Source organism: Dongia deserti, from assembly GCF_003574735.1.
Classification (GTDB): Bacteria; Pseudomonadota; Alphaproteobacteria; order Dongiales; family Dongiaceae; genus Dongia_A; species Dongia_A deserti.
The window spans coordinates 304,712-330,675 of record NZ_QORW01000003.1; the positions used below are offsets into that span (position 1 = coordinate 304,712).

The window sequence follows — 25,964 nt, forward strand, 5'->3', positions numbered from 1 at the left end:
GAACGCGTCAAGGGGAGGACGAGCATGCAGGACAACACGGGCAAGCCCACCAAGACCGGCCGCAAGGTGATCATCACCTGCGCAGTGACCGGTTCTGTCCACACGCCGACGATGACGCCATACCTGCCCATCACGCCGGATCAGATCGCGCGCGATTCGATCGCGGCAGCCGAAGCTGGCGCCGCGATCATCCATCTTCACGCGCGCAATCCTGAAGACGGCCGACCGACCGCCGAGCCCGCCGTGTTCATGCAATTCTTGCCGCGCATCAAGCAATCCTGCGACGCCGTCATCAACATTACCACCGGCGGCTCGCTGGGCATGAGCATGGAGGATCGCTTGGCGGCGCCGCTGCGCGCGCAGCCCGAGCTCTGCTCGCTGAACATGGGGTCGATGAATTTCGGGATCTATCACGTCACCGATAAGATCGCGGACTGGAAGTACGACTGGGAGCGGCCCTATGTCGAGAAAACAAAGGACCTGATCGTCAGCAATACGTTCGGTCAGATCGAGCGGTTCATTCGCGAACTCGGCGAGGGATGCGGCACGCGCTTCGAGTGTGAATGCTATGATGTCGGCCACCTCTACACGCTCGCGCATTTCTTGGATCGCAAGCTCCTGCAGCCACCCTTATTGGTGCAGACGATCTTCGGCGTCCTCGGCGGCATCGGGGCCCATCCGGAGGACCTTCAGCACATGCGTCGCACCGCCGATCGACTGTTCGGGGCCGACTACCAGTGGTCGATCCTGGCGGCGGGCAGGCATCAGATCAATCTCGCCACCATGGGGGCCGTCATGGGCGGCAACGTGCGGGTCGGCCTGGAGGACAGCATCTATCTCGGCCCGGGCAACCTGGCGAAGAGCAATGCCGAACAAGTGGCGAAGATCCGCCGCATTCTCGAGGAGCTGTCCCTGGAGGTCGCAACCGCCGAGGACGCCCGCCAGCTGCTGCGCCTCAAGGGTGGCGATCGGGTCGCATTCTGAGGCGGGCGAGGCGGACATGCAGCATCAGACCAGGATTGCCGGACGTTGCGCCTGGCTACGTGAAGCGATCGCGCCGGGCGAGATTGATGCGCCGGCGCTGGAGGGCGAGCAGCGGGCTGACGTCTGCATCGTCGGCGGTGGCTATGCCGGGATGTGGACGGCTCTCGAAATCAAGAGACGCGCGCCGGCGACCGACGTCGCCATCGTGGAAGCAGACATATGCGGCGGTGGTGCCAGCGGGCGGAACTCCGGCATGGTGCTGTCGCAATGGGCGAAGTTTGCCGCGCTCGAGAATTTCTGCGGAACCGCGGATGCCATCCGCCTGGGTCACCTCTTCGGGAACTCCGCCGGCGACCTGGATGCCTTCTGCCGAGCGCAAGGTATTGAAGCGGAATTCCGGCGCGACGGCTGGATCTGGGGCGCGTCCTGCGAACGCCATGTCGGATCGTGGAACGGCATTCTTGCCGCGCTCGCCAAGCACAACCTGGCGCCCTTCACGCCCATGTCCGCCGAGGAGATTGCAGCCCGCACCGGCAGCCGGTCCTTCCTGGCAGGGATCTTTGATCCGACAGCAGCGACAGTTCATCCGGGCAAGCTGGCCAGGGGCTTGCGCCGCGTTGCGCTGCAAGCCGGCATCCGCATCTATGAGAACTCGCCGATGGTTCGGCTCGAGTCCCGCCCGTCTCCTCTCGTGCACACGCCCGCCGGCCGCATCGCGGCGCAGCGCGTCGTGCTGACACTGAATGCCTGGTCGACGCTGCTCCCCCAACTCCGTCCTGCCATCCTGGTGATCGCAAGCGACGATGCGGTCACGGCACCGCGCCCGGACCTGATCGAACGTGCCGGCTACAAGGCGAAGCCGCTGATCAGCGATTCCCAGGTCTTCGTTACGGGGTTCCGCACCACGGGCGATCATCGCCTCAATGCCGGCGTCACCGGCGGGATCATCGGCTACGGCAGTCTGGGTGGCGCACGCTTCGAAGGCCGATCACCGCGAGAGGATGCCATCCGCGCCGCGCTGCGGCGCTGTCATCCCACCCTTGCCGATCTGCCCTTCGCTGATTCCTGGTACGGTCCGATCGACCGCACGCGCAGCGGCCTGCCGCTCTTCGGCGCACTGCCGCGTAGCCCCGATATCTTCTACGGGTACGGATTTTCCGGGAATGGAATCGCGACCACACCGATAGCCGGCCGCATTCTGGCATCCCTCGCCCTGGGCCAGAAGGACGAATGGTCGGGTTGCGGCCTGGTGCGGCCGGTGGAGCGCTGGCTGCCCCCGGAACCTATCCGTTATATCGGAGCGCACCTTGTCCGCGCCGCCATCAGGCGCCAGGACGCGCTCGCTCACCAGGGCCGCATGCCCGGCCTTCTGGTGCGCAGCCTCGCCGCCCTGGCGCCCGGCGGTATCACCAGCTCGCGGATTGCGCGCAATTGAAAGCCTGGGAGGAAGCCATGGCCGATGTGATGCATTTCTTGTTCGACCGGATGCCCTTCATTCCCTGCAAAGTGCCGGGTGGAGAGACGCGCATCGCCCGAGTCGTAAACGGACAGATCAGCCGGCATATGGGCGGCGGACTGGAGATCGGCGAGAACGTCCGCTACGACTGGACCACGCTGTATGACGAGATCCTGTTCATCCACGAAGGCAGCATGATCATGCGCACCGATCGGCGCGCGTTCGAATGCCGTGCCGGAGACATCGTCTGGCTACCGGAGGGCGCGACCGTCCACTACGACATGACCGGACGGCGATGTTCCTATTTCTATGCACTCTATCCATTCGACTGGGCGGAACGACATGGTATGGCCGAGCCCTAGTCTTCTTCAAATTCTTGAGTTTGGCACCTGCCTTGTGCCGGCAGCTATCGTGCGCTGAACTAACGCCAACGCCGCCTCGGACGGCGCGAGTCGCTTGTGAACTGCTGCCAATTGGCCTGCCAAGCCGACCTCGTCTGCTACGTCTCAAATACCGGTTGGCATGTCAGTATGGCAATTCAGTGCCAAGCTCGGACGCTGTTTCGGCCAATCGGCAAGACAGCTCAGTGCAGGACCAAACCGCTTGCGCGGTGTATGGGGCGACGGGCCGGCGGGCGCATCAGGAGAATGGGATGGGTGCGCCTGCCGGTGCCATCCGTCGGCGGCACACGTTCGAGAACCCCTTAACAGAAGCTGCCTTTCAGTGGATTTGTGGCAAAAGTCTTGTGACCACTGCTCCTGCACTTGGCAGGTCAAGACGCCAAATCGTCAAGCGGAAACATGAATGCGTCACGTTTAGCCGGCACGCGGACCCAGGGTGCCGGCTTATCCCCTCAGCGGCTCCGCAAGGTGTCCCGGAGCTTTCGGGCCAGCTGCTGGCGCTGGTAGGGCTTGCTGAGAAGCTCCAGGTCGTCATGCGCATCGCCCTCGTTCCGCGCCCCCATATTGCTGAAACCGGAGGTCAGGAGCACCTTGAGTCCCGGGCAGAGCTTCTTCGCCTGCCGCGCCAGATCCAGCCCCGTCATTCCGCCAGGCATGACGACATCCGTGAACAGCAGATCAATCGCCCGATCCTCCCGTAGAATCGCCAGAGCCTTGGTGCCATTCTCCGCCTGCTGCACGCGATGGCCCATCTCGGTGAGCTGACGGACCACGACGTTGCGGACCTCGCTGTTGTCCTCGACGACCAGGACTCGCACCTTCGGTGTTTCGGAGAGCACCTCGTCAATGTCCGGCTCCGCGGCGCTTGCCGACTCGCCGCTGGCACAGGGCAGATAGATCCGAACCGTCGTGCCATGGCCAACCTCGCTGTAGATCTTCACATGGCCACCGGAATGCCGCACAAATCCATAAACCATGCTGAGGCCTAGACCCGTTCCCTTGCCCGCTTCCTTGGTCGTGAAGAACGGCTCGAACACCCGATGGAGGATGTCGGCCGGAATGCCGGTGCCCGTATCGGAGACCGCTACCATCGCATATTCGCCTGGTGTCACGCCCGGATTTGCTGCGGCATAAGCGGCGTCGAGGTACGTGTTGTCGGTTTCCACCGTCAGGACGCCGCCCGACGGCATGGCGTCCCGCGCGTTGATCGCGAGGTTGGCCAATGCCGACTCAAGCTGTGCAGGATCTGCGACAGCCGTTTTCAGTTCCTCGTGGAGCCGGAGTCTCACGGTGATTGTTTCGCCGAGGGTGCGCTTCAGGAGCTTGGTTGTGGATGAGACGATCGTATTAAGGTCGACCTCCTTCGGCTGCAGGGCCTGCTTGTGCGAGAAGGCAAGCAGCTGCCGGGTCAGCTCGGCGCCCCGGAGGCTTGCATGAAGTGCGGCCGCGGCCACCTCGCTAGCCTTTGGATCTGCGGTCAAGGGTCCATCAAGCAATTCGAGGTTGCCGATGATGACCGTCAGAAGATTGTTGAAGTCGTGCGCTATGCCGCCGGTGAGCTGCCCCACCGCTTCCATCTTCTGCGCTTGCACCAGCTGACGTTCGGTAGCACGCTGCTCGGTGACATCATCCGCGATATAGAGAACCCTCGGAATCTCGCCTGGCCTTCCGTGCAGCGGCGCCATCGACAGGCGCAGCTCAATGTTTTTTCCGTCCGGCCGACGGTATGGCAGTTCGATGTTCTGCCGCTGCTTTCCCGCCTGCACTTCGTCGATCGCGACGGCCAGCACACGTGGGTCTCGTTCGAGAATGTCCAGGAGGGAGCGTCCCAGCACCCCGTCGGATGGGATGCCGAAGATGCGCTCCGCCGATGCATTCCAAAGGTCGACTTTTCCCTCCCGGTCCTCGGCAAAGATCGCCAGCGGCGAGGAATCGATCACGGTCCGCAGCGAGTCTTGGGCCTGCTGGAGGTTGTCCTGCGCTTGCCGGCGGACCTGAACTTCCCGGCCGAGCTGCTGAATGGCTTCCGTCAGTTCGAGCGTCCGTTCTTCGACCCTTCGTTCCAGATTCTGGTGCAGCTGCGCGCGATCAAGGGCCGCAGCTACCTGATTGCCGATCCCATCCAGAACCTTCAGCGCGTCCTGGTCGAGCGAGCCGTCTCCGTATCCGATAGCATTCATCACGCCAATGGTGCGTCCGCTGATGATGAGCGGAACGCAAGCATGGTATCTGGACTCCAGTTCTCCGATCGCGGTGGCTTTCATCCGCTCGCAATCACCGATGTTGACGGCACCGCTGAGCACACCATCGGCGAGCTTCCGCTGGCAGCTGCACGGGCCGGCGAAAGCGTCCGCCGCGCTCAGCCACGCCGGCAGATCTCTGCACGCGACGGTGCGAAACTCGCCGGCCGCATCGATCAAGCGGATCCAGCCCGACCTGACGTTGGGCAGCTCGAGTATCCGTTCCAGGGCGGCATCCGCCACCTCTACCTCCGATACGGCGCGATTGAGGCTTTCTGCGATGCGGTAGAGCTCGGCCAGCAGGTGGTTCGAGCGCGCAAGCTCCTGCTCCCGCTGCTTGAGATCTTGATTGATCTGCACCGCCTGTTCATAGGTCGAAATCAGCAGATCCAGAATCTGCTGGCGTTCCGCTGTGATGAACTGGCGGCGACCGCCAATGTTGATCTCCACACCGAGGCGCATCTTCTGGCTCTTACGCAGCTCCCGGTTCATCAATATGTAGTCGATGCGGGACAGCAAGTACTGCTGGTCGACGGGCTTGCGGAGGAAATTGTCGGCACCCGACTCGAGACCGCGGATCACGTCCTGGGGATCCGTGAGCGTGGTAACCAGGATGACCGGTATCTCCTTCAGACCATCGTCGCTCTTGATCGCTGCGCAGAGGCCATACCCGTCCAGCTTTGGCATGACGACATCGCTGACGATAAGTGCCGGCTTGCTCCGGCGTGCAAGAGTGAGGGCCTGCTCCCCATCGCCCGCCACCACCACGCTGTAGCCACGTCCCTCGAGTGTGCTTTGCAGCTGCATGGCCTGCGTGGCGCTGTCCTCTGCGATGAGGATCTCGACGTGGCCATTGCTTGCTTCTCGCCCGATCATGTGGTGCGCTCCGCTCTGATTGCTCCGCCGCTGGTCATGGTGAGCAGCATGGCCGCGATCTTTTCCGGCGGGAGGACGAACATCGCGGCGTCAAGCTTGATTGCCTCACCCGGCATGCCGTGAACGGCGGAACTATCCTTGTCTTGCACAAAGGTCACGGCGCCCGCTTCCTTGAGCAGCCGCAACTCCTCGGCGCCATCCCTGCCCATTCCCGTCAGCAGCCCCGCAATGGCATCTCCCCCATACGTTTCTGCCACCGACCGGAAGAGCGCAGAGACCGCCGGTCTTATTCCGTTCATGGGCGGCTTGGTGGTCAGGACAATCGTGCCGTCCTTGGCGACCGTCATGTGGCGCTCGTCGGGCGCAACATAGACGCGGCCTGGAGCCAAGACTTCACCGTGTATGCCGACGCGAATGTCAAGGCGGCAGGCTCCACGGAGCCAGTCTACGAATCCGCCGATGAAGCCGCTGGCCATGTGCTGCACGATGACGATGGGAAGCGGGAACGTCTTCGGTAGACTCGACAAGATCGTGTGCAGGGCCGGCGGACCGCCGGTCGAGGCGCCGATCGCGACCAGCCTCGGAACGCCCTCCTTGCCGGCGCTGGCTGATGCCCGGCCGCCTGCCGCGCGGGGGCGGCTTACAGACCAACGCCGGACGACCTTCACTTCCGACATCAGCTTCACCGTTTGAATCAATTCGCGCGCCATGGCCGCGTGATCCGGATGGCCCAGACCAGTCGGACGCGGCAGGACGGTCAGTGCCCCTGCCTCCATCGCGTCGAAGGTGACGGCGACCGACTCCGGCTCACTGCTCCCAGTGATGATCACGATCGGGACCGGCGCCGTCTCCATGATCTGACGGGTCGCAGTGAGCCCATTCATCCTGGGCATGTGAATGTCCATGGTTACGACATCAGGCCGGTGCTGGAGGACGGCGGCCAGCGCCTCGTCGCCATCGCTGACGACTCCGACAACGCGCAGGCTAGGATCCGAACTGAAAAGCTCGACGAGAAGCGCGCGAACTGTGGGCGAGTCCTCCACCACCAGTACCTTGACGGCACCAGCGCGTGTGCGCCTCTCTTTATCCTCCGTCTCGCCCATGATGCCTTTCCGTTCTGATGAGACGATCAGATCAAGCGACGGATCGCCTCCACGAGGTTGCTCTGATCGAAGCTGCTCTTCACAATGTATGCGTTGGCGCCGCTATCGACGCCGCGTTCCCGGTCTTCGCGCGATTCGAGCGCTGTCACGAGCACGACCGGTGTCTCGAGCAGGCGCTTGTCGGCACGGATCTTGGCCGTGAGGTCGAAACCATTCATACGCGGCATGTCGACATCCGAAACGACCAAGTCAAAGCGTCCGGTCCTTAGGATCATGAAGGCGTCGACGCCATCGACAGCAGTGGTCACCTGATATCCCGCGGCTTCCAGGATGTTCTTCAGCAAGGTCCGCGCGGTGATGGAATCCTCGACAACAAGGATGGACTGCTTGGCGGTCGTTGCGTCGCTCTCGACGCTCGCCGTCGGCATGCGTGTCACGCCGTGGAGCACTGCCGATTTCAGGAGATCGGGCACATTGAGCACGGGCACGACCTGCCCGGTGCCTAGCACGGTGGCGCCGCCCACGTTCCGTACGCCAGCCAGCTGCGGCCCCAGGCCCTTCACGAGGATCTCCTGTTCTGACAGCACCTCATCGACGCGATAGGCGATGCGATTGAGACCCAGGCTGAGGACCACCACCTGCACCCGGACAGCGCTGCGGCCCGCAACCGGGCCACGCGGCAGGTCGAGGACGTCCGCCAGCCAGACGAGGGATACAGCCTTGTCATCCAGCAGGATCGTCTCCCGGTTCTCCACGGTCCGGATGCCATCGGCCGGGACGCGCAACACCCGCTCGATGCCAAGCGCGGGGACCGCAAACTGGCGGTCGCCCACGCGAACCAGCACCCCCCGCATGGTCGCCAAAGTCATCGGTAGGACGATCCGGAACGACGTGCCTTCGCCGGGCCGGGACTCGATTGCGATCATGCCACCCAGTTGCTCGATCTTCTCGCGTACGATGGCAAGGCCAAGCCCACGTCCGGACACATCGGTCACAAAAGGACTCGTGGAGATACCTGACCGGAACACCAGCTCAAGCACATCCCGATCGCTCATTGCCTCCGCCTCAGCGCTCGAGATGGATCCCTGGCGCAGCGCTGAAGCCCTCACGCGCGCCAGATCGACGCCGGCCCCATCGTCGGACACTAGGACCTCTACCTTGCCGCTCTCGCGTTGCGACAGGATCAATTGAATGGTGCCGGCCCGTGGCCTTTCGTGGCCGAGGCGGACGTCCGGTCTGGCGATACCGTGGTCAATGCAGTTGCGAAGCAGATGGATCAGCGGATCCTTCACCTCTTCCAGGATGCGTCGATCGATCTCGATCTCTGCCCCCTGAATGACCAGCTCCGCTTCCTTGCCCTGATCGCGCGCCAGGTCGCGCACGAACCGGGGGAATCCCTGCAGCAGGGTGGTGAAGGGAAGCAGCTGCAGATCTTTCACATCACGCAGCAAAGCTTCAGACATGCCGCTCAGCGTGCGCTCATCGCCGGCAATGGACCGCGCGAGCCGCGCCAGCTCGCCTTCAAGTGCCTTGACCAGGATCTGTTCGCTGTCGAGGACGTCGAGCAGTTGCCTCAGGTCGTCGCCGGTGAAGTCTGGACCGTCTGGCTTGACGCCTGCAGAGACCGATCGCTCGAGAGAGCGGCAGAACGGTTGGATCTTGCTCCTGAGTTTTCGAAGCTCTCCGAATGGCCGTATCGCGTGTTCCACATCCCTCACACGTTGCTTCAACGCCGCGGCGGGCAGGAGCAGTTCCTCCGCTTGTCGCATGACGCTTGCGACCTTGGCAGCAGAAACGCGGACGGTCTCGGAAGACAGCGCGGCGCCGGGCGCCAAGGAGGCGGATGCGGCCTGTTGGTCTTCGCCTGAATGCGCCACAGTGGAGTTTGACCGGGGCGGCTGGCGCTCGGGCGCGCTGCGCGCGTTCGCGTCGGTTGCGGACGCGAGAGAGTCGAGCTGTCGGATCAACCGCAGTGAATCAGAACTCTCAGCGCCAGACGGACCGTGCTCTTTCACAATGAGCCGAGCAAGCAGATCGAGACTCCGATGCAGCAGGTCGAACAGCGCGGCCGAGACCGTGATCTGGCGGCTCTTCAGCTTGGCGAAGACCCCCTCGATGGCCTGGCAGACCGCCTCCACCTGGGTCAAATTGACGGCGCGCGCAGCGCCTTTCAGGCTGTGCACCTCCCGGAATACGCGCTCTATGATGTCCGCCTGTGGCGCCCCGGGCTTCGACCGCTCGAGCACGATAAGGCTGGAAGACATCACCCCAAGATGCTCCTCCGCTTCGACGCGGAACGTCGCGAGCAGCTTGTTCAGCAGGTCGTCCTTTCCGGGCGGCATCGTATGATCCGCGCCCCGGGCTAACGCCGTGCTTCTACGAGTGCATTGAGTTTCTGTCCGAGCCGCTGCAGGTCCTGCGCGGCTGTCTCGGCCTGTTTGGTGCCGGAGACGTTCTGCACGCTCGCCTGCTTGATGTTCTCCATCGCCAAAGCGACCTGGTCCATCCCAACCATCTGCTGCTGGCTGGAGGCCGCGATCTGGGTCGCCGCCTGTGCTGCCTCGGCGATGCTCTCCGCCAGCAGCCGGATTGTCTCGCCCGCCTCCATCGACTGCTTTACGCCGGCCTCTACCGCCTTGTTGCCCTGCTCGGTTGCCAGTACCGCCGCGCTCGTCGCCTTCTGGATGTCACCCAGGATCGTGCGCACCTGGGCTGTTGCGTGCTTCGATTGCTCGGCCAGATTCTTGACCTCCTGTGCCACGACGCCAAAGCCTTTGCCCGCCTCGCCCGCCCTTGTCGCCTCAATCGCCGCATTCACCGCCAGCAGGTTCGATTGCTCCGCGAGATCGTTGACGCTTGCGATGATCTCGCCGATCGCCTGGCTCTGCTCGCTGAGGCGAACGATGCTTTCAGCAATCGATTCCATTTGTTCCTGGATCCGATGCATCGCCTGAATCGCGTCATCCACCGACTTCCGGCCGGTCTGCGAAACCTGCGCAACCTTCTGCGCGCTGTCGGACACATAGCGCGCCTTCTGGCTCGAGAGCTGCGCCGTCTGCTTCACCTCCTCGACGGTCGCCGTCGTCTGGCTTACCGCTGTCGCGGTCTCCGCGGCGCCGGAGGCCACCTGGCTCGTCGTTGCCAGAATCTCGGTGGCGGACGTCGCCAGCTGACCAACACTTTCCTTCAGCCTGCGCGTGATGTCGCGGCTCAGGTAACTGCCCAGCAACAGCGCGATGATCAGAGCCAGGGCTGAGGCGAGGCTCATGACCAGTACGTAGGCGTTCGCCTGCTCGGCCGCATCCTCGCGGCCCGCGGCGATCACGCGCGCCTCGCGATCGCGGAACGCCTGCGTCTTGTCTGCCAAGGCCTCGTTGATCGGTCGCGACTCGCGCTCGGAGATCTCGGCCGCTCCAGCGCGATCACCCCGGTTAACCATCTCCAGGGCCCTTCTCTCCGTCTGCACGTAACTGTCGTTCAGGCTCGAAATCTCATCCAGGAGCCTGGCACCCTCAGGAGAGAGGCCGGCTCTACGCATGCGCTCGAGCAGCGCGCGCACCTCGTTGTTCTCGATCTGCAATTTCTCAGTGAAGTCGCGCGCGAGATCGGGATATAGAAGCAGCCCGCGGTAATGAGCCGTGCGGTCTCGCATCGAGAACTGCAGTTCGTCCGCGCGAATCATGGATTGGACGTTGACGTCGAAAAATTCGTCATAAGTCGCTTTGACCTGGTTAAGGGAATAAAAAGCGACGGCCGCCACGAAAGCAAGCATGGCCAGCACAACGGCATAGCCTCCCACGATCTTCTTGCCTATGGTCATGTCACGATCTCCTTCCCCGCTAAAGGCCCATTCTGTTCGGCGCCCTTCGGTCTATGATGCAGCGCCCGATTAAACCGGCTGAGGGCTCTGGGCGGCCGCCTCTGCCTGCATCGTGTCCGAGACGTTCCGTAATCCCGCCTGCTTGATGCTCAATCGCTCCAGCATCACGCCATTCCTCCGTTTCCTCGTCCGCGCGTCTGCCAGCATGCCTCCAGACTCGATCACTCTCCGGACATGCCGCGGATGCCCGCGCCTCCTCACGTTCTGCCTCATGGTGGTTGGCCCCTGTTGCCCCCGCTTCCAACGACCGCGACCGGTCGCGCTCCTCAAGCACCTGTCCTCTGCTGCACCACCAGTGCGGGATCGTGCAGGAGACGCGCCCCATCCAGGATCGCGACGCGATCGCGGTCCACGCCCCTGAGGTACGCCTCCCGAATACCAGTCAGCGTGGGCAGCGACGGCTGGAGCTGCTGGACTGGAACGCGGCGCGCGCCCGTCACCGCGTCCGCCAGAATGCCGAACACCATCCTGTCGTCCTGAAGCACGATGACTTTGTTGAGATCGGTGAGGCCTCGCTCAGGCAAGTCGAAGAATTTCCGAATATCGATTACGGATATAATCTCACCGCGAACATTGGCGATGCTCACCACATAGTCCGGCACACAGGGGATCGGTGCAAGGCTCTCCAGCGGATACACTTCCCTGACAAAGCGCGATTCGACCCCATAGCGCTCCCGCGCGAGCAGAAATTCGACAACCTCGATCTGCGGGCCGGTCTCTTCGTCGGATTGCGCCGGCGTGGCGAGACGCTGCGCCCGCTCCCGCAAGATCCGATCCACGTGCTCAGCGCTTGGTGACAGCACCTGTTCGGCGGCAAGACGCGCAGAATGCAGTCGCTCTTGCACCACGCCCCAGTCGATCGGCGCTCGCCGCCCTCCGTGATGGCCCCTCAAACCTTATCGCCCCCTATTCCCCGCCCAATCAACCGAGACCGTATGCTTGCGATGATCTCATCGAGACCCCTCGCCGATAACCCGCCGGAGTCAGGGAGAATGGTCTCCGGCGGCAACTGACGCAGCAGCGTGCGCGCACCATCGAGTAGGCGCGCCGCGTCCTGGTGTCTTCCTTGCGTCAGGCGCAGCTTGCCCACCGCGACATGCGCAAGGACATGGTCCGGATCCAGGTAGAGCACGCTGTTCAGGCTCTGAATCGCGCCGTCGAGATCCCCCATCTCCTGTCGAATCGTTGCCAACAGATAATAGTGTGCCGGGTTGTTGCGCTCGAGCTGGATTGCCTTGCGGCACCATTCGGCGCCTTCCGCCAGCTGCCCGAGGTCGGCGCACGCGCGCGCAGCGCGGTGAGAGTCCCCCGCGACTTGTGCCGGTGGCTCGGGCCCTGTCAGATCGGGCTCTGCCGGCGCCATCGACATCGGCATGCGGTCAATTGGCGACGCTGCAGGCTGCACCAGTGTATCCTCCAGCAGGGCAGAGCCATGCCCCATGAAGCTGGCGGCCATTGGCTGTGATGCCTTGCGTCTTCGACGGTCCTCGACCTCCTGCCACAAAACATCTGTCTTGCGGCCCAGGATCGCGCCGGAAAACTGCACCGGTTCGAATGGTGCGAAGAGACTCACCGTGGCTTCGGCGGGGCTGACGACCAGCCAGCCGTCCAGGACCGCCGCCTGATGGAGCCTGTTCACCACGGCCCTTGCCGCGTCCGGTCTGAAATACATCAGCACATTCCGGCAAACAATCAGATCCATCGCCTCGGTGTGCGTCGTAGAGGACGGGTAGAGATCGCTTGCCAGGTTGAGGGTGGCGAACGTCACACGCTTCTTGAGCCGGGGGTGAATCTCCCATCGCCCCGGAGCAATTCGCTTGAAGTAACGCTCCCGAAGCCAATTGGGCGTGTCGCGGAAGGACCACTCGCCATAGATGCCGCGCGCAGCCCTGCGGAGGAACTGCACGTTGACGTCAGTCGCGTGGATGGTGATGCTCCAAGACTCAAGATCAGGGATCAACCGGTCCAGGAGTATCGCGATCGAGTATGGTTCTTCCCCCGTGCAGCATCCCGCGCTCCAGAATCTCAGCACACGGTTGGTCTGTGCGCGCTTCTCAATGAGTCGCGGCAGCACCTCCTGCTCGAGAACCTCGAAGCTGCGCCAATCGCGGAAGAAGTACGTCTCGCCGACGGTCAGATGCGCCGCCAGCACATCGATATGGGCGCTGGTCAGTGGCCGAGAGAGCAGCCCCAGCGCGCAGGATTCGGCATCCCGGAGCCCGAGCGCAGATGCGATAACCTCGGTCTTCCGCTCCAGCTCCGGCCAGCGTTCCACGGGAAAGTGCAAGCCCAGCTGACGGGCGAGAAGCTCGCTCCAGGGATCCAGGTAGGAGGCGATCGCTGTCTCAGGCATCGGCAATCGCCCGGCTCAAGGCCTCTTCTTCGTCGAGCGAAAGAAACGTCTCGAGATCGTGAATGAGGATGAGACCATCCCTCAGCCTGACAACGCCCTCGATATAACCGCTGTCCGGTACCACCGCGCCCGTTGCGATGATGTCCTTATCGGGACAGTCCAGTACGCCTGAAACCGTATCGGCCGCGACAGCCACCGGTCTGTGGCGCGTGCGGGCAATGACCAACCTGTCGGACAGAGCAAGCCGGGGTTTCGGTGGCAGAGCGAACCGTCGGCGCACGTCGACGACCGGGACGATCTCGCCGTGGATATTCACGATGCCGGTGATGATCTCGGGTGCCTTGGGCAGCGGTGTCACGTGGACGGCTGGCACGACCTTGTCGACCGTCTCAAGGTGCAGCGCGTAACGATGCCCCTCCAGACCGAACACAAAGAGCTGAGTCCCCAGTCCCACAGCCGTCTCACCTGGTGCATCTTTGCGATGAGAAACTTAGATAAACCGAGTATATACCGTATTAAGATTAGGACAAAGGCCTCAACTCACGGGTACTGGCCGCTGCTAGCTCGAGACACAGCCGCGCTGGGCCCATCGAAAGCTGAGAAGCCTGACGGGAATGGATTGCCCTAGCCCGGATCAGGACGTATGGCGCTGATCCTGCGGTCTGATCTGCCCTGATTGCATCCTTTGGTCCTTCGATCCTCTGCCGGCCAAGGCTCGGTTCATCCAAATGGCTTAAGCCGAATGCTTCTCCGGCCTTTACCGCGACTAACGGACTCTTATCCGCTGAGACCTGCCCCGCTCGAGCATCTTTCGCATGATCTTGCGACCATGAGCTCATCATCGATCAATAGGACGCGCATTGTTGGTCTCCCGTCTTCGCCTGCCAGCCTTGTTGCGCTGAGCAGATCGGGCGGTGGCCGTACCGGCAATGTTGACTTTCTGAATGTGGCCGAGCGGCGCGGCGGCTCGGCCACGCTGCAAAAGCCGTTTACGTCCGGCCGCGCTTGACGAGGCGATCAATCAGAGTTGCGCCGATCGGAAGGTCGCGTAGCACAGAGGAGTCGCAGACGCTCCAGTCCAGAGTTGACCTCTGCTACCAACAGCAAGCTCACGTCATCAAACTTTCCAGCAGCGTCGTTAGCTCCTGCCTCCTGAAAGGTTTTGATAGCGTGCCTGCAATCTGAAGTCCGCGGGTCTTGCCGATAACGGCGCTCATCTGAATATAGGATGGATGGGAACCGCTCATGACCACGATCTTGCCTGGATACGACCGCGCGGCCAAGGCGGCGATCAGTTCAACCCCATCTCGATCCGGCATCGTAATGTCCAGGCAAATAATTGTCGGATCAAGCTGCGACAAAGCCGTTTCGAACTCTTCCGAGGCGTGGATGGCGGCGACCTCAAAGCCGAGCTCTCGCGCGACCGTTTCGATCACACGGGCGACGCTCGGCTCATCATCGACAATCAGCAGACGATTGCGTACCGCCATGTCTTGTCCTGATTGGTACCACAAGCAACCAAAGATAGACGGTCCGATTCCAGTTGAAAAGATGGCCAAAACCTCACTGTGCCTCGTGATTGGAACGGAACAGACCATCACCAGCGCATACCACGGGTCTTCCGAGAGAGTGCGAACACGCGGTCCTTCGCCAGGAAAGCGGAAAGCATAAAGGGGATCAGAGTCCTTCGCCGCACAACGAGGTCGCCGGCGCTCTCGATGCACGGTTCACCTCAGCAAGTAATACCGTCAGGATACAGAACTACCTTCGCCAGCATCCCAACACTCCGAAGCCTCGATCGCCCAAGATGCCGGACTGAAAATACCGTCAATTCCCTCGCTTTCGCCGATGTACGCGCCACTGTCCCATTGATCACCGGCGGGCCCGTTACCTTCGCCTGATGGTCGTCGCTTCAATGATGTGATTTACATCATGTTGACGCAGCCCGCGAAGTTCCACAACCGCACGGCTCGCTCGGTATCAAGCCCCGCTCGCGCGCGGGCAATGGAAAACCAGCGCCCTCTTTGTCCGCTACGCATCAACTCGGACGCCCGTCTTCGCCGATAAATAAGGCAGCTCAGTGCCAGTCTGGTCTGATACATGAGGCTGAAGCCAGTGTCCGCCCCGCGACAGCTGTTGGGCACCGGTTATCGCCGAGCATTTAGGTTTTCGCTTATTTCAGCGCGGTCGCCGTCGTCATGCCCACTTGCAGGCGCATGGCGCCGTCCACCACGAACTCCTGCCACTGCGCACAGACGTCGCGCTCCAGTGCGTCGCGCTTGGCCTTGCTGGCCTGCGCCGCCATTTCGGCGATCGGCGTGCTGTCGATGTATTGCCACAGGAAATCGCTTGGCGCCGGGAGGCGAAGGGACTTGGATTTCGCCTGGACATCGACTCGCCGGAAGCCGGCGCTTCGCATGAGTTCGCTGAGTTCGTCGACATCGTGCATCGAGAACACGAGATCGCCGAACGATGCTGCTTCAGGGCCCAGGTGCCGGGCTAATGCGTCCGTCATGATCGCGAACAGGGGCGGCTTCGGCCCCGGCACGGTGACAAGGGCCCGTCCGCCATCTAAAACCCGCCGCATCTCGCGCAGCGCGGCCAGCTTGTTGGGGATGAACTGCAGTGCCATCTGGCAGAGCACGACATCGAAGGCCTCGTCAGGAAGCGGCATCGACTCCGCAGTCGCCTCGTACCAATCGATCGAGATATCGGGCGGCGTCTGTGAGCGGGCCACCGCCAGCATGCCTGGGTTCACGTCGAGGCCGGCAACCGTGCCCGCGACGCCGACGCGCTCCGCCGCGAGCCGCGTCACGACGCCGGTGCCGCACCCCACGTCGAGCACACGCTCGCCCGGCTTAAGGCGCGCCACCTCCATCAGGTCCTCGGCCACCGATGCGCCGATGGCAGGGACAAAGAAGCGCTGGTAGTTCTCGGCAGGATTCCCTCCAAAGGTCTTGCCATAAACTTGCTGGGTCATCGTCATCCTCCTTTTCGTCGGGAGCTCGGGCACCCTAGGAAAGGAGGGGACGCTGCGCATCGCCCGAATTCGCCACATGCTTCCGTTGGCCAATGTGGTCAAAATTGACCACATGGCGATGCTCAGACGAGCTTGTGCTTATGGGCGAATGCACTGGCGGCGGTTCGGGACGTGACACCAAGCTTGTCGAAGATATTGCTCAGGTGGCGGGCAACGGTGTGCTCGCTGATGCCGAGTGCGGTGGCGATTTCCCGGTTGGTTTCACCCGAGGCTACGAGGGAAAGCACCTCCCGCTCGCGGTCCGTTAATGTGCTGGACGGACGAGCGTCCTGAATAGCCATCAGACGTTCGAGTTCGACCAGATCGGGCGCAGCCCCCAGCTGCTTGAAAACCGCATATGCGGCGTCGAAGTGCATGCGCGCCGTCTCGTGGTCGCCGAGCCCGTGGCAGGTTCGCCCAATGAGCACCCGCACGCGCGCGGATTCGTAAGGCATATTCAGTTCTTGCCAAGTCGCCCACGCCTCGCGCAGGTGGGCGAGGGCCGCTTTCGTCTTGCCCTCCGCCATCAGGACGGCGCCGGTGCCCTGGGTGGACGCTGCCTGAAGGAATGGGGCATCGAATGTCATAGCGATGCGCGTCAGTTCGTCGGCGGCAGCATGTGCGGTATCCATGTCGCCGGTGGCAATCAGAATTTCGACGTAGGGGGCGAGCAGCTTGGGGCGCGACGATCCGGCGCGCGGCCCCTGCAGGCTGCCGGCAGAATCCACGATGCCGCGGATCGCGGCAACGGCGGCATCGCGTTTGCCCTCGGCCAACAGAAGCAGCGACAGGCCGGGCTGCGGTTCGCACCCGTTCCGGCCCGCCTCGCGGTACATTTGATCCGCCTGCGCAAACTCCCCACGCAGGCGGTGGAGTTCGCCCTGCTGGTAGCACGCGCGCCCCACGACAGCTTCCGACCGGTCGGCCAGATGCTCGCGGGCTTTCACCACCTCGGCGAGCGCTTCGGGCCAGTCGCCCTTCAACTGCAGAACTTCGGAGCGGTGCACCAGGCATTGGCCCCGATAGGGCACAAGATCGGGCTGGGAAGCACACCAGGCATCGAGCTGCATGGTCCATTCACGCGAACGGCGGAGATCGAAGATGCGCTGGCAGGTCAGGATGACGGCGCAATAGATGATCCCCGTCAGCACCGGCGACACTTCCCCTGCCGTAGCCGCCACCATCGCCTCATCGAGCCGGGCGACGCCGTCCGCGATGTTGTTTGATTGGATCAGGCTCTGACCCTTGCTGAGCAGGCCCAGCGCCAGCAGGTCTGGATCCCTGAACTGCTCGGCGAGCGCGAGTGCCTGATTGAAACTGGCATCGGCCTCTCCGGCGTTCCCCTTGCCCATCGCCAGCAGGCCGGTCACGATCAGCCCATATCCCTGCTCAGCGCACACCTTCTCGCGATCCTTGAGCAACCGCTGAGAACGGGCGAGCCATCCCGTGCTGCGCGCCATCTCGCCTGCGAGCAGCAGGCTCAAGCTGAGCCAGAACCCCAATCGGGCGGCGCGCTCCACATCTCCCTGGTCGACGAGTTGGTGGTGCGCACGCATCCACATGGTGGTTGCCTGCGCCTCCTTACCAACGAGCCACGCCGCCGTCGCGAACCGTTCGAGATCGGCGGGTTCGAGGGGCAGCTCGCGATCCGCTGCGGCGAATTGCGCGTACGCCTCCCTCCATTTCCGGCGGGCGAACGCCTCGCGCCCCTGAATAATCGCGGAGGGCCTTGCCATGGCTCTATTTAACACAATCTGCCGTCCATGGTACGTCGAGATCAGGCAGTCTTTGCTCGACCGGGTGGCAAGCGGAATCAGCGGCCGCTTCTGGCGCTTCCCCGGACAAGTCCAACATTCCCGCTGAACGGCCATGATGCCTCCGTCCCGCCCATCGTCGTGCGCCCCCACGACCGCCTCAGGTCAGAGTGAGACCAGCAATCACAGTTACGTTAGATCGGCTTTACTTTCGAATGCGACCTCTCCCGGCGCCACCATTCCGGCTATCTCCTAGGATCCCTCTTAAATGAAACTTTCGCTCGACAAGGCGGAGAGCACCCTTGTCCGCCAGCTCATCCTGGGCGGCACGCCCCATGAGGAGGTCGTCCGGCAGAGCGGAGTCTCGAGCGGCACGGTCAGCAAGATCCGTCAGCAGCTCAAGGCGAACGTGATGCTCTTGCGCAACACAGAGGGCCAGATGTGCGTGCCCACTGCGTGCCCATACCAGAACATCGCGCCAACAAAAGCGCAGGTGAGCGAAGAACGCGATTCTTGTTGCAAAGATTGGTGGGCGCGGCAGGACTCGAACCTGCGACAACACCGTTATGAGCCTTTCTCTTTGGCGCCCTTATCCGCCGAGGAACAGCCGGCCCACCTCGGCATCTGCGGCAAGCTCACCCCCTCTGCCGGCGCGAGCGAGCTGGCCGGAGACAAGGACGTAGCCGATGTCGGCGAATTCCAGCCCCTTCTTCGCATTCTGCTCCACCATGAGGATGGTCTTGCCATCGCGTCGCTGCAGCTCGTTCATGATCTCGAACACCATGTCGATGAAGCGTGGCTCCAGTCCAAGTGAGGGTTCATCGATCAGGAGCACTTGCGGGTCCATAACGAGGGCACGCGAGATCTCCAAAAGACGCCGTTCACCGCCTGAGAGGACACGGGCCGGTAGATGTCGCCGCTCCGCCAGTCGCGGATACTTCTCGAGGATCCGCTCGGCCGCCGCTTTGGCCTGTTTCGGCGAGTCCATGAGATAGCCGCCCATCCAGAGATTCTCCTCCACGGTCATGTCGGCGAAAACGGAGTTGTCTTGCAGTACATAGGCGATGCCGCCGTGCTTGAGCTTGTCGTTGGGCTTGAGTCGGGTCACATCACGCCCCCCGATCTGCACCGTACCAGAATAGATATTGGTAAAGCCGAAGATGGTATGGAGCACGGTCGACTTACCGGCTCCGTTCGGCCCGATTAGACAAAGCGACTGGGCCCTCCCCACCCTGAGCGAGAAGTCATGCAGGATCTCCATCGGTCCGTAGCCGGCACGCAGGCCGTCGAGGGCGAGGACAACATCGCCACCGGCCAGCTGGTCGAGGACATCGATCGACGGAGCGTCAGCAACGAGCCGCTCGGCTTCACGCGCAACGTCAGTTACGGAGAGCACTATATCTACCGGCTCGGAAGCACGTCCCGAACAACCTTGGCGCGCCCGCTCGGTTGGCAGGTTTTTCGGTTGCCGCTTCCGTTCCGCCATTCAGTGCGATCCCAGGTAGGCGTCGACCACGCGCTGGTCGTTGCGGACCTCGTCCGGTCGACCCTGGGCCAGGAGCTCGCCATGCGCCAGGCAATAGATGTACTCGGCCAGGTTCATGATCACGCGCATATTGTGCTCGATCACGAATAGCGTGATACCGAACTCCTCGTTGGCCCGCTTCAGACGGTCGATCACTCCGTTGATGAGCGTTGGGTTGATGCCGGCCGTCGGCTCGTCGAGCATCAGCATTTTCGGCTCGTTCATGAGCGCCATGGCGAATTCCAGCAGCTTTTGCTGGCCGAAGGAGAGCGAGCCGGCCTGCAGATGGCGCTTGGGGTGGAGCCCGACGAACTCGAGCAATTCCTCGGCACGCTTCTCGCGCAGAGGATTCCGCGCCCGGAACAGATCGAACAGGCTGCTCCCTCTTTGAGAGGAGGAGATCAACATGTTTTCGACACAGGTCATGCGGCCGTAGATCCGCGTCTGCTGGAAGGTGCGGATGAGGCCGAGGCGCGCAACGTCGGCGGCCCGAAGATGGGATATCTCGCGTCCCTCGAAACGGATGACTCCTTCGTCGATCGGATGAGTGCCGACGATTGAGGAGAACAGGGTTGTCTTTCCCGATCCGTTGGGGCCAATCAGCCCGACAATCCGGCCTTCCTCCACCGAGAGACTGATGGAGCGGTTGGCCCGGACACCTCCGTAGGACTTCGACACGCGCTCGACTTCCAGCATGGCGTTCATCGAGCCTTCGTCTCCTCAACCGCGTCCATGTCCTTCACACCCTCCACGCGGTGACCGAACCAGGCCGGAAAGCGCTCGCGCAGGAAGCCCATGATGCCCTGCGGGAAAAATACCACGATCAATACGATCAGGAGGCCGAGTGCCACGCGCTGCCACCCAAGGAGATAGGTCCAGCTTGCCTCCTTGAATACCTGGAACAGTATGGCGCCGATGACCGGCCCCCACAGCGTGCCCTTGCCGCCAAGCACGGCCATCAGGACCATCCACACGCCGAAAGTGGCGCCGGCGAAGGCCGTGTCGATCGGATCGATGAAGCGTTTGAGATTGCCGAGAATTCCCCCGGCGATGCCAAGGAAGAATGCCGCGATGACCCACGCCGTCGTCTTGATCTGCGTGGTCCGCAGTCCCATCGCTTCGGCCTTGTCCTCGTTATCGCGTATGGCGTTGATGGCAAATCGGAAACGCGTCGTATAGAGCCAACGCAGGCCGAGAAACGTGACGATGGCGAGCGCAAATGCGAGGTAGTAGTAGAAGCGCGACAGGTCGCCTATGGCGCCTGGCGGGTTGGGCGGTACCATGCCGGATCCCGCGCCGATCCATTCCCAACCGTTGGCGAGCTCGCCTGCGGCAACGCCAAGGCCCAGCGTGCAGATCGCAAAGTAGTGTCCGCGCATTCCGAGGACGAGGGAGCCGAGAAAGGCGGCCGTGAGTGCGGCAAGGACGGCGCCGACCGGCAGGCCGATTGCCAGTCCTTCGAAGTACTGCCTGGGGTCGAACGTGAAGATCGTCGCCCCGCCGCCACGCGCGTCATTGTAGGCAGAGACTTGGTAAAACAGGCCGACCTGCGTGACCACGCAGGCATACATGCCGACACCGAGGAACACGACATTGCCGAAGGAGTTGTAGCCCATCTGGCCGCCGACCAGGTCCCAGGTCAGTGCGAAGACGATGAACAGCCAGAGCTCAGCCATCTGCGACTGCCAGGCGGGAAAGACAAGCGGCGCAGCAATGCCAATCGCCAGGATCGCGAGATGACCGAGAAGAGGTCGGCGCGACTTGCTCACTTCAAGTATCCTCTCTTGCGCGCGAGCCGCCTGTTGCGCCACACGAGCACGACAACAAGGAGCAGGAAGACGAAGGCGAGCTGGTACTGCGTGCCGAACACGAAGCCTGCGACGTTTTCCGCCGCCCCAAGGCCCAGCCCGGCCGCTATGACGCCGGCCAGATTGCCGAGCCCGGCGACGACGACGATCATGAAGGATCGAATCGTGTAGGGCAGGCCGATATAGGGATGGACCGTATAGGCCATCGCCACCAGGGCGCCGCAAGCACCGCAGATCGCTGCGTTGAGCCCGTAGGTCGCGGCATAAACGCGATCGGTGTCGATTCCGAGCACCCGTGCAGCGCGCGGATGCTGCGCAGTCGCCCGGATCGCCTGGCCGAGCCTAGAGCGCTTCAAGAACACGACCAGCGTCGAGCCGAGCACGGCAGCGAGTGCGAAGGCCAGAAGCTTGACCTGGGCAAGCGACACCATGCCGTTCATCAGGAAAACCGTGCCGAGCCCGGCGTCGGCGATCCGCACATTGCCGCCGAATATCGTGTTCATCAGCTGCTGCAGCACGATCGATATGCCGAAGGTCGCGAGTATCGAGGTGAACAGATCCCGGTCGACGATCCGGAAAATCACCGTGCGGTATAGAGCCCAGCCGATTGCGTAGAGCAACAATGCGGCTACCGGCACCGCGATGAGCGGGTGTATCCCGTATGCCGCCATGACGACGGCGACATAGCCACCCAGGATCACGAACTCGCCTTGGGCAATGTTGATGATGTTCATAACGCCCCAGACGAGCGCCATACCATAGGCTGCCAGCGCGAAGATGGCGCCGAGCAGGAGCCCGTTGAGCACGAGATCCAGCGTGATGACCGGTGCTTGGACGAGGATTTCGATGTTGTCCAGCACGATCCGGGACTGCTTTTCAGATCGTCATCGCGATGATGGAGCGGATGCGGGCGGGTCGGTCACCGACCCGCCCAAATCTGCACGACCCATCAGGTTGACGGGCGCGGCACCACCGCTTCCGTATCGGCGACACCGGATGGCCAGACGACCTTGTACTCGCCGTCGAGCACCTGATAGAGTGCCATCGGCTTGGCGATGTTCTTGCCGGCCTGGTCGAACTTGATCGGTCCGTAGAACGTCATCATGTCGGTCGCCGCCAACGCGTCGCGTACCTTTTTCGAGTCCAGTTCGCCGGCTCGTTCGAAGGCATCGGCGTAGACTTGCACCGCTGCCGCGGACTCCGCGGCCTGATAGGGTGGAGCATATCCATAGGTCTCTTCGAACAGCTTGGCAAAGTCCTGCGCCGAGCCGAACAGCTCGTCGGAGTAGCTCATCGTCGGCGCCCATTGAGTGGCACACAGCGTGTGCTCCGCCCCATCGCCGAACTTACCGATGATGTCGGCGGAGTCGCAGTGGGTCATGGCGAGGACCGGGAAGTTGACCTTCAGCTCGTTGATCTGGCGGATCGCCGTCGCGGCACCTTTGGAGTGGCCGGAGACAATCAGCAAGTCTGGTTTGAGCGCCTTCACCTTCGTGAGCGTGGCAGTCATGTCGTTGAGCTCGCGCGGAAGCTGGTCGTCGATGACCGCCTCCATGCCGTACTCCTTCATGTCGTCAAGAACACCTTCGCGAACGTCCTGGCTGAATGGATCGTTCTCGAACGCCATGGCCACCTTGATTTCCTCCGGCTCCTTGCCAAGATCGTCCGCATTTTTCGCGACGAGCGTTATAGCGCCGGTTAGGTACTGTTCCGACGTCGAAAGCGTGGCGAAGAGGTATTTCCAGTTATTGGTGAACAGCGACCGCGATGCGCCATTGGCCTCCACCATCGGCACCCCGTGCTCCTCGGTCACCGGCGCGATGGCCTTGGTCATGCCCGAGGAATAGGGGCCCAGCATGAATTTGATGCCGTCCTGCTGGATGAGGCGCTCAGCGAGCTCTGCACCCCGGGCCGGCGTTGACTCGTCGTCGTAGTACTTGATCTCGATCTTGTAGGTCTCGTCACCGACCGTCACGCCGCCGGCCTCGTTGATCTTCTTCACGGCAAGATCATAGCCGCGCTTTGTATGTTCACCGTTGGTCGTGTACTTGCCGGTCAGAGATACCGCGGCGCCCAGAGTGATGATGCTGCCATCGGACTGGGCATTCGCTGCCGCGAACGGCAAACTCGCCGCTGCAACAGCGGCGATCATAAACGTGCGATAATGCAGCATAGCTGGTTCCTCCCTTGTTTTTCTTGCGTTCCAGCCGAAAGGAACGTTTGGTTCGAAGGTCCTGATTGGGCCGATGCCGTCGAGAACGCTCGCGATTTTGTTGGCGCACCGCTTGCTGGGTATTCGGCCGGTGCATCAGCTTGCCGTGACGGCGCGCGCCCCTTCGGGTCACGCACCCAGGCTGACGTTCTCTGACAAGCGGCAGTCGCACCGGACGGTCTGCTGGCGGACATGGCACCCCTCCGCCCCGCCTTCGCAGGCCCCAGCTTGCTCTGGCGCTGCCACAAGGCCCACTGGTGCCCCTTCGCTGCAACACATGCGCGAATTCCCAGCGATTCGCGGTAGACTCTACTGTTTCATGGAAGGGACCACCTTCGCCTTAACATAGGTTAGGCCGTCGCGGGGCGCTTGGGATCAGTCTGCACTTGATATTTCTTCCACTCAAAGAAAGCGCTTTAGGCCTCGTCTGCCGACTCCGCTATGTTGGCTGGAGGCTGGAAGCGACAATGCCGTCTGCCGGAATCCAATTGGCTCGCGCCTGGTCTCAATCGCTCCCAGCACAAGCAATAGAATCATCTGTTCGTCAGGCGGCCTGCTCCGCCATGGCCACAAGCCATCGTCATCGTCCAGGCCTAGCTGGGCCGAACGATCTGAGGCCCTGCCGAAGATAGCGCCGGGTGGGATGTTTCCGCATCCTTGCCGGATCAATCTGATTCGGCCATCTGCGCCACATTGCCCAACAGCTTCTGCACTTCATCGTAGCGCGATTGGATGCAGAGGTCGCGGGCCATTGCGATCAGACTCCTGGCTTTGGCGCTTAGCTCGTCCTCTTGTCTTTCCCTCCGGTTTTCAACCTCAGCGACGCTACGCATGCAGTCACGGGCTGAGACATAAGGCGGCTCGTCTGCAAAGGCCGGACTAGGCGCGGCGTGCCCGCCCAGTAACATCAGCGTCAGGGCCAAGACAAGGATCGGAATGTGTGAAGATTCAGGTCCTCTCATCGAGCCTCCTCTCCGAATTACGAACCGGGGCTCTAGCGGGATTGGCTGCAAATCGGCCTCGAGGGTCCAGACCCTTGCCGAAGCTTCACCCTCCTGATCCATGATTTTGTGCAGGCAGTGCCCGCTTCGCCGCGAGGCGCTCTTAGGCGGGAGACTGCCTTTCACGAGCCATCCCGTGGTACACAGCCCATGTGTCGGACGTAGCCGTGTGACAAGGACGTACGCCTGGCAGTCACCGGCTCGAATAGCCATTAGGGCCGTCCGTCAATCATGCCCATGTTCCATGGAAGGGACGGCCTTCGCCTTAACATGGGTTAGGCCATCCTCCGGCGTGCCCCGGCAGGTTCCCACGACAGCGGCGATGCCGCATGGCTTTTCCTGGCAATGATGGGAGCTGCGAGTGGGCTATCTATTTGATTGGGCAGAGGAGTTCTGTCCAATGGGCGAGACAGGCCACCTGGCGTCCGTGTACCGGTGACATTGCCAAGGGCAGACGAAATTCGGTCATTGCCGTTGTTCGTCCCCGTCCAGGAAAGGCGGCGCTCGGCCAGTCTCTTGCTGCAAAGCACGTCTTTGGTCATTCATGGTCGGTTCGTTCGCAACGGCGCCGAAACAGACGACTTCGGTCGGCACAATCGGGGGACCTCTTGGTGGACACACCGCTTCACCGGAAACTGAGCTCAGCGGTTTCTTTGACCGACGAAGACGTCATTGTGGTCGACAGACTGCTGTCAACCACCCAAGTCGCGCCCGCAGGTGCCACGCTCATCCCAGAGGGCCATGTTGGCGGGGAGGCTTATGTCCTGCTGGCGGGGTGGGCCTACCGCTTCCGGATGTTCGAGGATGGCCGGCGCCAGATATCTCGCCTGCTTCTCCCCGGTGATTTCATCGGATTGAATGCCAGCTATTTGGGAATGCCGGAGCAGTCCATCGTGGCGCTCACGGATGTGCAGCTTGCGAAGATCGACGCGAAGCTGCTGATGGAGCATTTTCGGCAATCTCCGCGGCTATCTTTGGCATTCTTATGGTCCGACACCAGGGATCGCTTCATCACCGAAGAACGGGTCGCGAGCATTGGTCGGAGATCAGCATATGAGCGGCTCGCCCACGTATTTCTGGAGCTGTACCTACGCCTCGAGCTGATCGGCGAAGCGGCGGAGGATGTGTACTCATTGCCCCTGACGCAGGAGCATCTGGCAGACCTCCTTGGGCTGACAAGCATTCATGTCAACCGCGTGCTCCATCGCCTGAAAAACGACGGCTTGATAGCGATGGAGGCACGAACGATTCGCCTCCTGTCGCGTGAGAAATTGATGCGTGTTTCAGACTTTGATCCGAGATATCTCATGCACCGGAGCCCCAAGTAGCAGACGCCTGCTTGCAGTGGCCTG

20 protein-coding genes are annotated in these 25,964 nt (G+C 62.3%); 4 read left to right on the top strand and 16 right to left on the bottom strand.

Going from position 1 to position 25,964, the window contains the following annotated elements; genetic code table 11:
- The first annotated feature begins 24 nt into the window (after positions 1–24).
- The 3 genes from DTX69_RS06515 to DTX69_RS29990 are packed head-to-tail and all read left to right on the top strand — an operon-like array spanning position 25 to position 2,802.
- The gene (locus DTX69_RS06515; protein WP_119300698.1) at positions 25–984 is read left to right on the top strand and encodes a BKACE family enzyme; all 960 of its coding nucleotides are present in this window, start codon (positions 25–27) and stop codon (positions 982–984) included.
- Positions 985–1,000: 16 nt separating this feature from the next.
- A complete protein-coding gene (locus DTX69_RS06520) occupies positions 1,001–2,419 on the top strand; it encodes an NAD(P)/FAD-dependent oxidoreductase (RefSeq protein WP_162916753.1) in 1,419 nt (472 codons plus the stop codon).
- Between the two features lie 17 nt (positions 2,420–2,436).
- Positions 2,437–2,802 carry an AraC family ligand binding domain-containing protein gene (locus tag DTX69_RS29990; protein WP_162916755.1) on the top strand — a complete coding sequence of 122 codons (366 nt, stop codon included), beginning with the start codon at positions 2,437–2,439 and terminating at the stop codon, positions 2,800–2,802.
- Between the two features lie 491 nt (positions 2,803–3,293).
- On the opposite strand, the gene DTX69_RS06530 is transcribed toward DTX69_RS29990, so the two are convergent.
- The 16 genes from DTX69_RS06530 to DTX69_RS06610 form a co-directional block, all read right to left on the bottom strand.
- Positions 3,294–5,957 (bottom strand): response regulator, encoded by a 2,664-nt coding sequence (locus DTX69_RS06530; protein WP_119300701.1) that lies wholly within the window; start codon positions 5,955–5,957, stop codon positions 3,294–3,296.
- On the bottom strand, positions 5,954–7,060 hold the full coding sequence (gene cheB / locus DTX69_RS06535; protein WP_119300702.1) for a chemotaxis-specific protein-glutamate methyltransferase CheB: 1,107 nt from the start codon (positions 7,058–7,060) through the stop codon (positions 5,954–5,956). Before cheB ends, DTX69_RS06530 begins: the two co-directional genes overlap by 4 nt.
- A gap of 26 nt (positions 7,061–7,086) precedes the next feature.
- Positions 7,087–9,402 carry a hybrid sensor histidine kinase/response regulator gene (locus DTX69_RS06540; RefSeq protein ID WP_119300703.1) on the bottom strand — a complete coding sequence of 772 codons (2,316 nt, stop codon included), beginning with the start codon at positions 9,400–9,402 and terminating at the stop codon, positions 7,087–7,089.
- Between the two features lie 20 nt (positions 9,403–9,422).
- A complete protein-coding gene (locus DTX69_RS06545) occupies positions 9,423–10,880 on the bottom strand; it encodes a HAMP domain-containing methyl-accepting chemotaxis protein (protein WP_119300704.1) in 1,458 nt (485 codons plus the stop codon).
- A 326-nt stretch (positions 10,881–11,206) separates the two neighbouring features.
- On the bottom strand, positions 11,207–11,707 hold the full coding sequence (locus DTX69_RS06550; RefSeq protein WP_284735589.1) for a chemotaxis protein CheW: 501 nt from the start codon (positions 11,705–11,707) through the stop codon (positions 11,207–11,209).
- 122 nt (positions 11,708–11,829) lie between these two features.
- The gene (locus DTX69_RS06555; RefSeq protein ID WP_119300706.1) at positions 11,830–13,293 is read right to left on the bottom strand and encodes a CheR family methyltransferase; all 1,464 of its coding nucleotides are present in this window, start codon (positions 13,291–13,293) and stop codon (positions 11,830–11,832) included.
- Positions 13,286–13,747 carry a chemotaxis protein CheW gene (locus DTX69_RS06560; RefSeq protein ID WP_284735590.1) on the bottom strand — a complete coding sequence of 154 codons (462 nt, stop codon included), beginning with the start codon at positions 13,745–13,747 and terminating at the stop codon, positions 13,286–13,288. The genes DTX69_RS06555 and DTX69_RS06560 overlap by 8 nt, the downstream gene beginning before the upstream one ends.
- Positions 13,748–14,402: 655 nt before the next feature.
- Entirely contained in the window at positions 14,403–14,783 is a 381-nt protein-coding gene (locus tag DTX69_RS06565; protein ID WP_162916757.1) for a response regulator, read from the bottom strand.
- Between the two features lie 683 nt (positions 14,784–15,466).
- Positions 15,467–16,273, bottom strand: coding sequence for a class I SAM-dependent methyltransferase (locus DTX69_RS06575; RefSeq protein WP_162916760.1), 807 nt, complete (start codon positions 16,271–16,273; stop codon positions 15,467–15,469).
- 122 nt (positions 16,274–16,395) lie between these two features.
- Positions 16,396–18,183 (bottom strand): helix-turn-helix transcriptional regulator, encoded by a 1,788-nt coding sequence (locus DTX69_RS06580; RefSeq protein ID WP_284735591.1) that lies wholly within the window; start codon positions 18,181–18,183, stop codon positions 16,396–16,398.
- A gap of 472 nt (positions 18,184–18,655) precedes the next feature.
- A complete protein-coding gene (locus DTX69_RS06585) occupies positions 18,656–19,552 on the bottom strand; it encodes an ABC transporter ATP-binding protein (RefSeq protein WP_119300711.1) in 897 nt (298 codons plus the stop codon).
- On the bottom strand, positions 19,553–20,296 hold the full coding sequence (locus tag DTX69_RS06590) for an ABC transporter ATP-binding protein (RefSeq protein ID WP_119300712.1): 744 nt from the start codon (positions 20,294–20,296) through the stop codon (positions 19,553–19,555). It abuts the gene before it with no gap.
- Positions 20,293–21,360: a branched-chain amino acid ABC transporter permease gene (locus DTX69_RS06595; RefSeq protein ID WP_284735592.1), complete on the bottom strand. Its 1,068-nt coding sequence runs from the start codon at positions 21,358–21,360 to the stop codon at positions 20,293–20,295. Before DTX69_RS06595 ends, DTX69_RS06590 begins: the two co-directional genes overlap by 4 nt.
- Positions 21,357–22,259 (bottom strand): branched-chain amino acid ABC transporter permease, encoded by a 903-nt coding sequence (locus tag DTX69_RS06600; protein WP_284735593.1) that lies wholly within the window; start codon positions 22,257–22,259, stop codon positions 21,357–21,359. The genes DTX69_RS06595 and DTX69_RS06600 overlap by 4 nt, the downstream gene beginning before the upstream one ends.
- Before the next feature lie 89 nt (positions 22,260–22,348).
- Positions 22,349–23,572, bottom strand: a complete 1,224-nt coding sequence (locus DTX69_RS06605) for an amino acid ABC transporter substrate-binding protein (protein ID WP_119300713.1) — start codon at positions 23,570–23,572, stop codon at positions 22,349–22,351.
- 704 nt (positions 23,573–24,276) lie between these two features.
- Positions 24,277–24,573, bottom strand: a complete 297-nt coding sequence (locus DTX69_RS06610; protein WP_162916762.1) for a hypothetical protein — start codon at positions 24,571–24,573, stop codon at positions 24,277–24,279.
- Positions 24,574–25,265: 692 nt separating this feature from the next.
- Here DTX69_RS06610 and DTX69_RS06615 point away from each other — a divergent pair.
- Positions 25,266–25,940 (top strand): Crp/Fnr family transcriptional regulator, encoded by a 675-nt coding sequence (locus tag DTX69_RS06615; protein ID WP_162916764.1) that lies wholly within the window; start codon positions 25,266–25,268, stop codon positions 25,938–25,940.
- Positions 25,941–25,964 lie beyond the last annotated feature (24 nt).